At 57.0% G+C, this 13,152-nt stretch carries 12 protein-coding genes; 9 read left to right on the forward strand and 3 right to left on the reverse strand.

The annotated features are described in order from the left end of the window. The first annotated feature begins 4 nt into the window (after positions 1-4). The 3 genes from ABD890_RS11170 to ABD890_RS11180 all read left to right on the forward strand — a co-directional run bounded on the left by ABD890_RS11170 (position 5) and on the right by ABD890_RS11180 (position 2,521). On the forward strand, positions 5-1,711 hold the full coding sequence (locus tag ABD890_RS11170; RefSeq protein WP_373355711.1) for a PQQ-binding-like beta-propeller repeat protein: 1,707 nt from the start codon (positions 5-7) through the stop codon (positions 1,709-1,711). A gap of 97 nt (positions 1,712-1,808) precedes the next feature. Further along, positions 1,809-2,180: a PleD family two-component system response regulator gene (locus tag ABD890_RS11175; protein WP_345088810.1), complete on the forward strand. Its 372-nt coding sequence runs from the start codon at positions 1,809-1,811 to the stop codon at positions 2,178-2,180. Positions 2,181-2,182: 2 nt separating this feature from the next. Further along, entirely contained in the window at positions 2,183-2,521 is a 339-nt protein-coding gene (locus ABD890_RS11180) for a tRNA-binding protein (RefSeq protein WP_345088813.1), read from the forward strand. Between the two features lie 27 nt (positions 2,522-2,548). Here ABD890_RS11180 and ABD890_RS11185 read toward each other — a convergent pair whose 3' ends face one another. Beyond that, positions 2,549-3,580: an agmatine deiminase family protein gene (locus ABD890_RS11185; protein ID WP_345088816.1), complete on the reverse strand. Its 1,032-nt coding sequence runs from the start codon at positions 3,578-3,580 to the stop codon at positions 2,549-2,551. Next, positions 3,577-4,464: a carbon-nitrogen hydrolase gene (locus ABD890_RS11190; protein WP_345088819.1), complete on the reverse strand. Its 888-nt coding sequence runs from the start codon at positions 4,462-4,464 to the stop codon at positions 3,577-3,579. The genes ABD890_RS11185 and ABD890_RS11190 overlap by 4 nt, the downstream gene beginning before the upstream one ends. A 67-nt stretch (positions 4,465-4,531) precedes the next feature. Between ABD890_RS11190 and bioD the strand changes: the two genes are divergently transcribed. The 6 genes from bioD (at position 4,532) to ABD890_RS11220 (ending at position 12,451) form a co-directional block, all read left to right on the forward strand. Next, positions 4,532-5,251: a dethiobiotin synthase gene (bioD, locus tag ABD890_RS11195; protein ID WP_345088822.1), complete on the forward strand. Its 720-nt coding sequence runs from the start codon at positions 4,532-4,534 to the stop codon at positions 5,249-5,251. A 133-nt stretch (positions 5,252-5,384) separates the two neighbouring features. Continuing rightward, on the forward strand, positions 5,385-7,580 hold the full coding sequence (locus ABD890_RS11200) for a vWA domain-containing protein (protein ID WP_345088824.1): 2,196 nt from the start codon (positions 5,385-5,387) through the stop codon (positions 7,578-7,580). Between the two features lie 477 nt (positions 7,581-8,057). Next, positions 8,058-9,053: a DUF1559 family PulG-like putative transporter gene (locus tag ABD890_RS11205; RefSeq protein ID WP_345088827.1), complete on the forward strand. Its 996-nt coding sequence runs from the start codon at positions 8,058-8,060 to the stop codon at positions 9,051-9,053. 61 nt (positions 9,054-9,114) lie between these two features. Next, complete coding sequence (locus tag ABD890_RS11210) at positions 9,115-9,540, forward strand: carboxypeptidase regulatory-like domain-containing protein (protein ID WP_345088830.1); 426 nt, start codon at positions 9,115-9,117, stop codon at positions 9,538-9,540. A 265-nt stretch (positions 9,541-9,805) separates the two neighbouring features. Next, positions 9,806-10,888, forward strand: coding sequence for a WD40 repeat domain-containing protein (locus tag ABD890_RS11215; protein ID WP_345088833.1), 1,083 nt, complete (start codon positions 9,806-9,808; stop codon positions 10,886-10,888). A gap of 54 nt (positions 10,889-10,942) precedes the next feature. Then, positions 10,943-12,451 (forward strand): acid sphingomyelinase family protein, encoded by a 1,509-nt coding sequence (locus ABD890_RS11220; protein WP_345088836.1) that lies wholly within the window; start codon positions 10,943-10,945, stop codon positions 12,449-12,451. A 71-nt stretch (positions 12,452-12,522) separates the two neighbouring features. On the opposite strand, the gene efp is transcribed toward ABD890_RS11220, so the two are convergent. Next, positions 12,523-13,089, reverse strand: a complete 567-nt coding sequence (efp, locus tag ABD890_RS11225) for an elongation factor P (protein ID WP_345088839.1) — start codon at positions 13,087-13,089, stop codon at positions 12,523-12,525. Positions 13,090-13,152: the final 63 nt, after the last annotated feature.

Consider the following 13,152-nt stretch of genomic DNA (forward strand, 5'->3'; position numbering starts at 1 on the left):
AATAATGAAATCGACGTTTGCTTATTTTGCGATCGTAGGCTCGACCTGCGTTGGCATGACAATCGCCGGCTTGTTGCCTGAACAATCGGCACGCGGCCAGGAAGCAGATGCCAAGGCCAAGCCAGAAGCAACCAAAGACTGGTCCCAATGGGGTGGCGATTCGAAGCGTAACAACGTGCCGACCGCAACCAACATTCCGACCACCTGGGAAATCGGTGGCTTCGACCGGGCAACCGGCCAGTGGCAAAAAGAAGACTCCGAGAACATCAAGTGGGTCGCTGCCCTCGGTAGCCAGTCGTACGGCAACCCGGTTGTCGCTGACGGCAAGGTGTTTGTTGGTACCAATAACGGTAGCGGCTACATCGATCGCTATCCATCCAAGGTCGACCTCGGCTGCCTGGTTTGCTTCGACGAAGCTACCGGTGAGTTCCTCTGGCAGCACTCCAGCGAAAAACTGCCGACCGGTCGTGTCCACGACTGGCCGCTGCAGGGTATCTGCTGTGCTCCTTACGTCGAAGGCAAGCGTCTGTGGTTCGTCACCAGCCGTGGCGAAGTCCGCTGCCTCGATACCGAAGGTTTCCGCGATGGCGAAAACAACGGTCCCTACACCGATGAAGAATTCACCGGTGAAAAAGAAGCTGACACCATCTGGGTGTTCGACATGATGAAGGAACTGGGCACGTCGCAGCACAACATGTGCAGCTGCTCGGTAACCTGCTTGGGCGATATCCTGTTTGTGAACACCTCGAACGGTGTCGACGAATCGCACATCGTGATTCCATCGACTGATGCGCCTAGCTTCATCGCCATGGACAAGAACACCGGCGAAGTCCTGTGGACCGACAAGTCGCCAGGCACGAACATCCTGCACGGTCAGTGGTCGAGCCCAACCGTCGGCGTCCTGGGTGGCGTTCCGCAGGTGATCTTCGCTGGTGGAGATGGCTGGATCTATGCCTTCAAGGCCGACAAGGGTCAGGATGGCAAGCCAGAACTACTTTGGAAGTTTGACGGCAATCCAAAGACCTCGAAGTGGGTTCTGGGTGGCCGTGGTACGCGTAACAACATCATCGCAACTCCTGTCATCTACGACGACAAAGTCTATGTCGCCGTCGGTCAGGACCCGGAACATGGTGAAGGCGAAGGTCACCTCTGGTGCCTCGACCCAACCAAGCGTGGTGATGTGAGCTCGGAACTGGCCATGAAGATCGAAGGCAGCCAGCGTGTGCCTCTCGAACATCGCCGTATCCAGGCCGTCATCGAAGAAGATGGCGAAGTCGCCGTGCCGAACCCGAATAGCGCCGTCATCTGGCACTACTCGGTCTTCGATCAAGACGAAAATGGCAAGATCGACTTTGAAGAAACGATGCACCGCAGCATCGGTACCGTCACCATCAAGGACGACATCCTCTACATCGCCGACTTCAGTGGTCTGCTGCACTGCTTGAACGCCCAGACCGGCAAGTGCAACTGGACCTACGACATGTTCGCTGCCGCTTGGGGTTCGGCCCTGATCGTGAACGACCATGTTTACATCGGTGACGAAGATGGCGACGTCGCAATCTTCAAGCTTTCGGCCGATCCTGCCGATGGCGAACCGATCGAAGAAATCAACATGGGCAACTCGGTCTACTCGACCCCAATCGTTGCCAATGGCGTACTGTACATTGCCAACAAGACCCACTTGTTCGCAATCACCGAGGGTGGCGAGTAATCACTCGCTAGACCTTCGCAATCAAATCAGCGCGGGAGTAGCCTCGGCTCTCCCGCGTTTTTTTGTGGCCTGTAATCTCCTTAGCAAGGATTCCCCGATGCCCAAGCAAGTTCTCGACGTCGGCAGCTGCGGCTACGACCATGGCTCGCTCCGCAACCTGATCGAACGAAACTTCGACGCCAAAGTGATCCAGTCGCATGGCCCCAAAGATACGCTGCGAATGCTGCGCGAACAAACCTTCGCGTTGGTAATCATTAATAGAAAGCTCGACCGCGATCATTCCGATGGGATGGATATCTTGCTCGACATCAAGTCGGACGAGAAGCTGCAAGACATTCCCGTCATGATGCTATCGAACTACGAAGATGCCCAAGCCGCCGCGGAAGAAGCGGGTGCGGTGCCAGGCTTCGGCAAACGCGATCTGGGCAAAGAAACGACTCTGAAGAAATTAACCCCCTACCTCGGTTAGCCATGGCAGAGATTACCTGGAACGACTTCGAGGCTGTCGAGCTCCGTGTCGGCACGATCGTCGAAGCAGAAGACTTTCCCGAAGCACGTCGCCCAGCCTACAAGCTGATGATCGACTTCGGCGATCCGATCGGCGTGAAGAAGTCGAGTGCTCAGGTCACGCAGCTCTATACGCGTGAAGAATTGATCGGTAAGCAGATCATCGCGGTCACCAACTTCCCTCCCAAGCAGATCGGCCCGATCCGCAGCGAAGTCCTGGTCACCGGGTTCTATGGCGAAGATGGAGCGGTCACGCTCGCCGTTCCGGACAAGCCGACCACCAATGGGAATCGGCTTGCCTGACGTTTCAAGACGCCGCCCAGCGCGGCGTTATTTCATGATCTGCTGCGAGATGCAGTGGAACGCACCCAGCCCCCAGACCAGGTCGATCGCATCGATCGGGACCATCTTGCGATCGGGGAAGCACTGCTGCAGTGTATCGCATGCCTTCTCGTCGGCATCGTCACCAAACTTCGGCACGACAACGATCTCGTTGGCGATGTAGAAGTTACAGTAACTGGCCGGCAAACGCTGGTCGTCCTGATACTTCGCCTTCGGCAGATGCAACGGAATGACTTCCAACGGCTGGCCGTTCAAGTCGGTCATCTTCTGCAGATCCTGGAAGTTCTGCTGCAGGCCTTCGTAGTTCTCGTCGCTCGCGTCTTCCTCATAAGCAGCGACGACAGTGCCCAGCCCGACAAAGCGAGCCAGCTCGTCGATATGGCCATCGGTATCGTCCCCAGCAATGCCGCGATGCAGCCACAGAATCTTTTCGGCGCAAAGGTAATCGCACAGAAACTTCTCGGTTTCAGCCTGCGACAAGTGCGGGTTGCGATTCGGATTGAGCAGACATTCGGTCGTGCTCAGCACCAGCCCTGTCCCGTTGCCATCGACGGCGCCACCTTCCATGACGATGCCTGGCTGAAACCGGCCGAAGCCAAGCCTCTCGGACAATCGCTCGGGCACCGCGTCGTCGTTATCCCACGGAGGATACTTGCCTCCCCAGGCGTTGTAGTTCCAGTCGACCGCCATCCAAGGCTGCCCTTTCGGAGCCTGGAGGAAGCTGGGGCCATGGTCGCGAGCCCACGCGTCGTTGGTCGGAATCGCGTGGATCGAAACGTTCGGCAGGTGTCCGACCAGGTCTTCGGCCTGAGTCAGCACATCGCCGGCGGCTGCCAGGATGTGGACATCTTCGACCTCACTCAAAGCGGTGACCAGCTTCTTATAGACGCCAGGCACCGGCTCGAACTTATCGGGCCACGAGTTTCGGTTATGAGGCCACGAGAGCAGCGTACCAACGTGCGGCTCCCATTCGGCTGGCCAGCGGTAACCCTGTTGTTTGGGCGTGAGCCGATCGATCATGTGGTGATGTCCCCGTCGATGAATCGCTTGGTCAGTCCGCTGTAGGCATCGATACGCCGATCTCGCAAAAACGGCCAATGTGTGCGCGAGAAGTCGATCTGAGCCAGGTTACACTCGACCACCAGGATCTCTTCGTTTTCGTGCGAGGCCACCGCCAGCATCTTGCCGGTTGGATCGACGACGAACGAATGCCCCCAGAACTCGATGTTGTCTTCGATCCCGACCCGGTTCGGAGCCGCCACGAACACGCCATTGGCGATCGCGTGACTTCGCATCATCGTTTCCCAGGCCGAAACCTGGCCAGGGCCGTACTCTTCCTTTTCAGGATGCAGCCAACCGATCGCGGTCGGGTAGACCAAAATCTGAGCGCCAGTCAGTGCGGTCAGCCGCGCAGCTTCCGGGAACCATTGATCCCAGCAAATGCAAACGCCGACCCGGCCAAACTTGGTATCGAACGTCCGGAATCCGACATCGCCCGGCGTGAAGTAGAACTTCTCGTAGTAGTGCGGATCGTCTGGGATGTGCATCTTGCGATAGATCCCCAGAAACGCCCCGTCCGCATCAAAGACGGCAGCCGTGTTGTGATAGACACCTTCGGCCCGTTTCTCGAACAACGAGGCCACCACGACCACACCATGCTCTTTGGCGGCAGCTTGGATCTTCTGACTGGTTGGGCCAGGGATCGGTTCGGCCAGCTCGAACTGGATGTGGTCTTCTTCCTGGCAGAAGTAGAGACCGGGAAACAGTTCCTGCAGGCAAACGATGTTCGCTCCCTGCTGGGCTGCCTGAGCGATCTTTTCGATCGCCTTCGCGACGTTCTCTTCTTTGCGGTCACTGCACGTCATCTGAACGACGGCAACGTTGACCTTCTCCGGTTTGCTCATGTTTTCGACTGTTTCTTACCTAACGGGGCGCTGGGATGCGAACTGGCAAAATGGTACCTTTTCCCCTATGGACAGAAAACCACCAAAGGGACTCTTCATTACCGGAAATAATACGGCCGTCGGCAAGACCCATGTCTCGGGTTTGATTGCCCGCGGCTTGACAGCCCAGGGGCTCCGTGTGGGCGTCTACAAGCCGGCTGCCAGCGGTTTGATCGAGCAAGATGGCCAGTGGATCTCAGAAGATGTCCAAACGCTGTGGCAAAGCAGTGGCGAAATCTGGGATCGCTCGCGGATCTGTCCGCAAACCTACCATGCCCCGTTGGCACCTCATTTGTCGGCACGGGCGGAAGGTAAAAAGCTCGATCGGGCCCTTCTCCGCAGTGGGCTCGTCTATTGGAACGAACGAGCCGCCAGTGGTCAGTGCGACCTGATTCTGGTCGAAGGCGCGGGCGGCCTAATGTCGCCGATGTCGGACGAAGACTACGTCGCCGACCTCGCTCTGGAATTCGGGTTCCCGCTGCTAGTCGTTGCTGCCAACCGACTTGGAGTGATCAACGAGACACTGCAAACGTTGATCACCGCTAAGGCCTATCGCCAGGGCCTCTCCGTGGCGGGGATTGTTTTGAACGATCTCTCCCCCGAGCTCGACGACGTCAGCCGAGCCAGCAATCGAGCCGAACTTGCCACGCGATGCGATGTGCCGATTCTCGCCCATGTTGGCTATCAAGCCGACCAGTTCGCCGCCGAGGTCGACTGGCTGTCGCTCGCCGGTGCTGGCACTCGTTAGGGCATAATTTCTAAAAAAGTCGATCTCACAGGAATCGGTATCGGTGGATGGCTCGTCTGTTCTGGTGAGCTCACCTTGTTCGTCCAGCCAATGGACACAACCTCCGAAAAACCAAATTGTGCGGATAAGACCCATGAAAAAGATCTGGATTCTGACTCCTCTGTTGCTCGGCGTGGCTTTGGTGGGCTGCAGCGCTGATCGGCCTGTCGCGACCGGAGACGTCGCTCGCCCCGAAAGCACTCAATCACCCGCCGAACCAATCGACGAAATGGTGATGCAAGAGTTCGAGCCAATTTACAAAGGCAACGCCGACAGTTCTCGAGGCAGCCGCGTGGCTCCATCACAAACGGATGGTGCCGCCTCGGCGTCCACGCAACCATCCGACATGGGAATGGGCTCGATGGAAGGCATGGGCATGGGTGGAGGCTATGCACCTCCTACGGAAAGTGAGTACCGAGGCGGGATGACATCCGACCTTAAGCGTTCGAACACGCCTTTCAATCAAGGCATGGAAGAAGCACCGCCAGCACCAGCCGAGGTCGAATTCGATGTAGCACCCGACAGCTATGGAGCGATGCCAGGCCTGGGAGGTCGCTCGGCCGGAATGGGGAACGAATCTGGCACAGCGCCACGACCTACAGCCACGCCGGCGCCAACGACGCCTACGCCCATGAGCATTCGCGTCGAAAAGTCTCAAGAGCATGCGGAATCCAAAATGGATTTCCTGCCTGGATACTTTGCCGAACCAGGCAAGCCCGTCGAATCCATGGCTCGCCAGCAGAATAAGAAAGAAGCCGAACGCCTGAAGCAGTCCCGAATGGGCGATACCCGCGATCGTTTGCCGGAATCGATGACCGAGGAAAACAAGCCCGGCTCAGGCGTCGGTCCCGGAGATGGTGGCGACAAATTTGAACCGATCGAAGAGAACAACTTCATTGCCGTGGCCGATCAGCCGTTGTCGACTTTCTCGATCGACGTCGACACGGCCAGCTACTCGAAGATTCGCTCTTACTTGAGCCAGTTCAATCAACTGCCACCTCGCGATGCGGTTCGCGTGGAAGAACTGGTCAACTACTTCACCTATGACTACGCCCAGCCCACCGACGAACATCCGTTCGCCGCCAATGTGGAAGTCGCCAGTTGCCCCTGGAACCCTACCAATCGCCTGGTTCGGGTCGGTATCAAGGGGAAAGAAGTCAACATCGACGAACGCCCCGCCAGCAACATCGTCTTTCTGCTGGACGTCTCTGGTTCGATGAACTCGGCGAACAAGCTACCCCTGCTGAAAAAGGGGATGAAGATGCTGGTTGACCAACTGGGCGAGAACGACAAGGTCTCGATCGTGGTCTATGCCGGGGCAGCAGGCATCGTGCTTGAACCAACCTATGGCTACGAGAAAGCAACCATCCTGGCCGCTCTCGATCGCTTGCAGGCAGGCGGTTCGACCAACGGTGGGCAAGGGATCAAGTTGGCCTATAAACTCGCCACGGATAACTTCATTCAGGGTGGCACCAACCGCGTGATCTTGTGCACCGACGGCGATTTCAACGTCGGCGAAACGAGCACCGGTGGATTGGTCGGCATGGCCGCCGAGCAAGCGAAGAAGAACATCTACCTCAGCATCATGGGCTTCGGCATCGGCAATCATAACGACTCGATGCTGGAACAATTGTCGAACAAAGCGAACGGCAACTACTCGTTCATCGACAACGACAAAGAAGCCGAGAAGGTGCTGGTCGAACAGATGAGCGGCACGCTGCTGACGATTGCCAAGGATGTGAAGATTCAGATTGAATTCAATCCGAAGAAGGTCGCCGGTTATCGACTGGTCGGTTACGAAAATCGCTTACTCGCTGCTCAAGACTTCAACGACGATAAAAAGGATGCCGGTGAAATCGGAGCGGGCCACACCGTGACTGCTTTCTACGAAATCGTTCCGGCCCAAAGTGGCAGCGATCAGATTGCCGCAGCCGAACCGATGGTCGACGAACTGAAGTATCAGACCAAGCCAGAAACGACCGATGCTGCCGACACCAACGAACTGATGACTCTCAAGCTGCGATACAAGCAGCCAGAGTCGGATGTCAGTACCTTGATGACCTACCCCGTGCTCGACGAAGGTCACCAGTTCAATCAGGCCACCGGCGACTTCCAGTTTGCCTCGGCGGTTGCGATGTTCGGTTTGAAGCTTCGCGGAAGCCACTTCCACGATGAAACGAACTTCGCCGAGATCGAAGAACTGGTTGCCTCGAACGTCGATGGTCCTGGGGCTTCGTACCGCGAAGAGTTCCTCAACATCGTTCGCCAGGTCGAGAAGCTCGGTAAGTAACTTCGACCGGCTTAGAATTGACGTCGATCAACACACAGACCAGGGGCAACTTGCCCCTGGTTTCGTTTCGAACCGCCCCAACGATGGGCCACAATCTTAAGGCTCTTGTGAAGCCTGACAGAGACGCCGGAAGCAACCGATTTGCACCGTGGCTTCTTCTGTCTCGCGATAACTGCCAGTGGCTTGCTGGCAGTCAATTGGCAACAAATCTCAATCGCGATACCACTATGCTCAATTGCGTGGCAAATAGGCACAACTGAATCGCAACCATTCTCAATGACTACCAAATCTACAACGATCGCGTGACGTTTTTGCAATGGCGCAGGGGCATGTCACCGCAAAAATATTCAATAACCCTGGTTTTTTGCGTGCCCCAACTCTTGCGAGCCGCCTCGGTTACCCGGCCAGCGGATGCCGTCGACTAATTCGACTGCCTCCACTACCCTCACTCGTCACCCCAGCTCGAGGTATTTTCTCATGCGAACCCACACGCAGCGTGGCTTCACGCTTGTCGAACTTCTGGTTGTGATCGCCATCATTGGTGTCTTGATCGCCCTCTTATTGCCGGCCGTCCAGCAGGCTCGCGAAGCCGCCCGACGAATGCAGTGCACCAACCACCTGAAACAGCTCGGGCTGGCGATGCACAACTATCACGACATCTACCATGCCTTCCCTGCGATGAGCTACGACCACGAAGTGAATGGCGGCAACGAAGGAACCCATTCGAGCTGGAGTTGGGGCACGTTGCTTCTTCCACAGATCGAGCAGTCGGCCGCTCACGATATTCTGGCCCCCAGCTCGCCTGATCGTTTGCATGAAGCGGTTGGCAAAGCGGCCAAGCTTTCGGTGCTGCAGAATCCGATCAGTGGCTTTCGCTGTCCGTCCGACACCGGCCCACCGCTCAACTCGCATTACTTGATCAACGAAGGCAGTCCTGACTATGAACTGGCCACTTCCAATTACATCGGTGTGAACTCGGCGGGTGACATCTCGCGAGAAGACCGTTACCTCAACGGGATCTTTGTCCCGGGGACCGACGTTGCTGGCAATCGCCAGACCCGGATCGGCATGCGAGACATTACCGACGGAACCAGCAACACGGCCATGATTGGCGAGCGTGCCTGGATGCTGTTTGGTGTGGAACTGGGTGCTGCTGTGGTGTTCGGTCACAACGGCAACTCCGACATCGAGTCGAACCACGATTACAACAACGGCTTCATTAGCGTCGCCGGTGCTGGTAAGCCCTACATCAACGAAACGATGACCTGCGGCTCTTCGTGCAACGACAAAGATGGCCGCCAAGGCTTTTCCAGCAATCATCCTGGTGGAGCCCAGTTTGTGTTCGCCGATGGCTCGGTGCACTTCATCACCGAACACATCGATCACACGCCTGATGGAAACACACCATCGGACTCGACCTACGAACGTCTCTTGAATCGACGCGATGGAAAGCCGGTCCAAGGTTGGAACTAATCTCCGACCGCTTCCGGTTCTTATTCGATACCATCCCCACTCTGTTCAAGGAATACGTTTGATGAGTATTCACACTACGATTCCCGCGCTGTTACTGTCGGCAGCGTCCCTGCTGATGGTTGGTTGCAGTTCTGGCGATCATCCGGATGTTGGTCGCGTCCACGGCAAGGTCACCCTCAATGGCGAGCCAATGGAAGGCGTGGTCGTTTCGTTCGAGCCGGCCGAAGGTGGTCGCGGCTCGTGGGCTTTGACCGATGCCGAAGGCCAGTACGAACTGAACTACAACGCCAACACGCGGGGAACGCGGACGGGCGACAACCTGGTTCGGCTGAGCAAGCAGAAGCCCGTCATCCGCGACGACAACGGCCGAGTCACCGATCCTGGGTTTAAAGAGAAGTTTCCCGCCGAGTACAACACGCAGTCGACGCAGATCGTTACCGTCCAAGGGGGCGATAACGAGTTCAACTTCGACGTGGTCAGCGATTGACCACCCGCCGACAGCCCTACAATCGTCACAACCAAAAACCGGGAATGTGAAATGTTCCTGGTTTTTTGCATGGACCATGCGATCTCCCCTCGTCGGAGGACCATGCCGACCGGAACGTCCTAAGCTTCTTGCATCTCATTCTGTCGCCCCAGAGAATAACGTTCTCGCTCGACGGCAGATCGAGGATAGCCATTCGCAGGAAACCTTTCCCCCCAGGTCGCACTTGTGGCCTGACCGGAATGTTGTTCTATCACTTAGGATTCCCATGTTCGTAGCAACTCCGCGCCGCCTCTTGTTCTTTGTCGTAACGTCCGTTTGCGTCGCTTTCGCAGCTTCCACCGTCCAGGCCGAAGAGACCCTTTGGACCACGCGTGGAGCCAGCGGTCAGCTTCGGTTCAGCAAAGATGGCAAGTATGCCTGGTCGACTGTTCCTGGTGATACGAACGTGATCATCAAAGAGAACAACGTTTGGGAGATGCCTGCCGGTACGAAGGTCAGTGGTTGGCAAGATCGGGCAAGCACCGTCTTTCGTAATTTCCTGAACGACGGCAAGCATCTGCTGCAGATTGGCCAGGCCTACACTGAAACGAATGAAGCACGCAGCGAAGGTCGCGTGATCGAACTGGCCACCGGCAAATCGATCCTCGACGTCGACGTGCCATCGCGAATCATATCAGTCGTGGTTACCAAGGACGACAAGGTTTACTTCTTCTCGATCGAAGGGGTGACCCAGTTCGATACGAAGACTGGCGAACAGAAGCTGGTTTCGGATATCATCGCTTCGCAAGTTGCCATCATGCCAGATAGCGGCCGCGTGCTGGCGGTGATGGACCCGCTGGGTGAATTGCAAGACTCCGTTTACGTCTTCAACTCAATGGCCGACTTCCTTGCCAAACGCAAGCCTCGCTACAAGTTCGGTCCCTTCGAGGTTGCTCATGTGACCCCAGCACCCGACGACAAGACCATCGTGATTCGCCACATGGCGACCGGCAACGATGGCCTGGAAGTGGAATCGTTTACGTGCGTCGATGTCGTTCGTGGTCGTCGACTGGCCCAGTATCAACTGACGAATCCTTCGGGAATCGGCGAGCCTGATTACTTCTCGGCCGATGGCAAGTGGGTGATGACCGGCTCGCCACCGACGATCACGGTCTTTAACGTCGAGAAAAAAGAAGGCACGCCGCACGAAGACGACAAAACGCCAGTTGGTTTTACGCCGGGCAGCGCGTTGATTATGTCGGTTTATGGCAAGCCGTTTCAGTTCCTCGACCCTGCCACCTATCAGCCGCTAGACACGCCGCTGGAAGAAAAGTGGCTGAAGGTGCCCGCGAAAAGCGGTCGACGATAAACGTTCGGTCACGCTTGAATGGCATGTTGTCCCTCGACTGACGAAGGCGGCCTTATGTTCTGCAATCGCTTCGCTGCCTCGCTGTGCGCGGTACTCGGTACCTGGTGTTGGCTGCTGAGTTTCGCCTCGACCGGTCTGGCTGCCGAGTTCCTGGTGATCTCGGACATCCACTTCAACCCGATGGGGCAGCTCTCGAAGTCGCAGTTCCAAACGCTGCACGACTTGCCCGCCGACCAGTGGGGCAACTATTTGATTCAATTGGCCCCGCAGCCCAATGGCTTAGGCCAAGATAGCAACTACGCGTTGATGTCTTCGGCCCTGGACGCCGCCCAGAAGCGTTTGCCGGAGCCTGCTTTTGTGCTCTACCCAGGCGACTTCCTGGCCCACGACTGGCAAGCCACCTACGACAAGCTGGCCCCGCAAACCATTGCGGAAAACCCGGAAGCGTTTCGCCAGTTCACCAACAAAGCGTTGCAGGTAATCGCGTCGGAATTCGAGCAGCGCTTCCCACAAACTCCGATCCTCGCCACGCTAGGTAACGATGACTCTTACTGCGGCGACTATTGGATTCAGCCCGGAGGATCTTTCCTGAAAGCGTTCGCCCAAATATGGCGACCTCGCTTGAACGATCCTGCCACGCAGGCCTCATTCGACGAAACTTTTCCGCGGCTCGGTGCCTATCGCGCCGATCTACCAGGCTTCGCCCACGATCGCTTGCTGGTGCTGAACTCGGTCCTGTGGTCTGGCAGCTACTGCTGTGCGTACCATGCCCCTGGCAACCAGAACTGCTGCGAGTGCGCCAATCCCGGCACGCAGCCAGGGCGCGAGTTGATGGCATGGCTCAAGCAGGAACTTGCTCAGGCAAAGCTCGACGGGACGCGGATCTGGCTTTTAATGCACGTCCCGCCAGGGCTCGATAGCTACGTCGAAGAAAAGTCGAGTGGCAAGAGCAAAGCGGCCGAGATGTGGACCGCGGAGTTCACCAGCCGCTATCTCGCCTTGATCGATGAATATCGCGACATCCTTCATGTCTCGTTCACCGGGCACACGCACATGGACGACTACCGGACCGATCAGATCGAGGGCGAACCGGTGCTGCTGCATAAGATCTCGCCCGCGGTCAGCCCGATCTTTGGTAACAATGCGGCGTTCCAGGTCTTCCACACGGCGGATGATTCGTCGCTGATCACCCACTGGGAATGCCACATGCTGAACCTGGCTTCACTACCCAAGGCCCCCTTACCAGCGTGGCGACAAGAGTACGACTCGCGGCAGACGTATGGCCTGGAAGAGATCACGCCCCGATCGATGACTGCGTTGCTCCAGAAGATGCGAGCCAATCCCACAGAAGAGCACGCGACCGCCTATCGGCAGTTCTACACCGTCAGTGCGTCGACGATCAGCACGAAAGACTTGCCGATCTACCTTTGCACGGTGCTGAACTCGACGTTCGAGGCGTTCACCCGCTGCTTGAAGTCGCACGGCCTCGAGAAACCAACGCACGTCGCCGAACCTGCCGAGCTGCGACGAAACGCGGGCCGCACTGCCCTGCCATCTTCATAGCATCATTCAAGAAGCACAAAACGTCCGACGAATTCGCCGGACGTTTTGCTTGAATCGATCTGATCCGTCGCTTACTTCTTCACGCGTTCGACGTATTCGCCGGTGCGGGTATCGACACGGATGACGTCGTTCTGATTGACGAACGCTGGCACTTGGATTTCGGCACCCGTTTCGATCGTGGCTGGCTTGGTCACGTTGGTGGCCGTGTTACCCTTGGCACCTGGTTCGCAGTAGGTGACTTCCATTTCGACCTGGATCGGTGGAGTCATGTCCAATGGGTTGCCATTGAACAGGGTCATCATGCACTTCATGCCATCCTTCAGGTACTTCCAGCCATCGCCCACGGCGTCGGCGTCGAGTTCGTACTGCTCGAAGGTTTCGTTGTCCATGAAGACCCACGTGTCCCCTTGCTTGTAGAGGTACTGCACGTCGGTTTCTTCGACGTCGGCGGATTCCAGCGTTTCACCACCACGCAAGGTACGGTCCAAGTTGGTGCCGCGGATCAGGTTCTTGAGCTTACACTTGTACAGCGCGTTCCCCTTACCTGGCTTCACGAAGTTGCACTCGGTCATGATGTAGGGTTCGCCGTCGATCTGAACCTTCAGACCTTTACGAAAATCGCTGGTACTGTATTGCACTGGGGGACTCGCTGAAAAAAAGAGATCCGTCGTCTATCCAAGGCCTCGGGGCTCCTTTCGCCC

Origin of the sequence: Bremerella cremea, from assembly GCF_039541315.1 — a bacterium.
Lineage (GTDB): Bacteria > Planctomycetota > Planctomycetia > Pirellulales > Pirellulaceae > Bremerella > Bremerella cremea.

What these genes read in the sequence shown, in the direction of transcription:
- ABD890_RS11180 (WP_345088813.1), top strand. Translation starts at nt 2,183, where the DNA reads ATGGCAGAGATTACCTGGAACGACTTCGAGGCTGTCGAGCTCCGTGTC.
- ABD890_RS11175 (WP_345088810.1), top strand. Translation starts at nt 1,809, where the DNA reads ATGCCCAAGCAAGTTCTCGACGTCGGCAGCTGCGGCTACGACCATGGC.
- ABD890_RS11215 (WP_345088833.1), top strand. Translation starts at nt 9,806, where the DNA reads ATGTTCGTAGCAACTCCGCGCCGCCTCTTGTTCTTTGTCGTAACGTCC.
- ABD890_RS11170 (WP_373355711.1), top strand. Translation starts at nt 5, where the DNA reads ATGAAATCGACGTTTGCTTATTTTGCGATCGTAGGCTCGACCTGCGTT.
- ABD890_RS11205 (WP_345088827.1), top strand. Translation starts at nt 8,058, where the DNA reads ATGCGAACCCACACGCAGCGTGGCTTCACGCTTGTCGAACTTCTGGTT.
- ABD890_RS11210 (WP_345088830.1), top strand. Translation starts at nt 9,115, where the DNA reads ATGAGTATTCACACTACGATTCCCGCGCTGTTACTGTCGGCAGCGTCC.
- ABD890_RS11200 (WP_345088824.1), top strand. Translation starts at nt 5,385, where the DNA reads ATGAAAAAGATCTGGATTCTGACTCCTCTGTTGCTCGGCGTGGCTTTG.
- ABD890_RS11190 (WP_345088819.1), bottom strand. Translation starts at nt 4,464, where the DNA reads ATGAGCAAACCGGAGAAGGTCAACGTTGCCGTCGTTCAGATGACGTGC.
- bioD (WP_345088822.1), top strand. Translation starts at nt 4,532, where the DNA reads ATGGACAGAAAACCACCAAAGGGACTCTTCATTACCGGAAATAATACG.
- ABD890_RS11220 (WP_345088836.1), top strand. Translation starts at nt 10,943, where the DNA reads ATGTTCTGCAATCGCTTCGCTGCCTCGCTGTGCGCGGTACTCGGTACC.
- ABD890_RS11185 (WP_345088816.1), bottom strand. Translation starts at nt 3,580, where the DNA reads ATGATCGATCGGCTCACGCCCAAACAACAGGGTTACCGCTGGCCAGCC.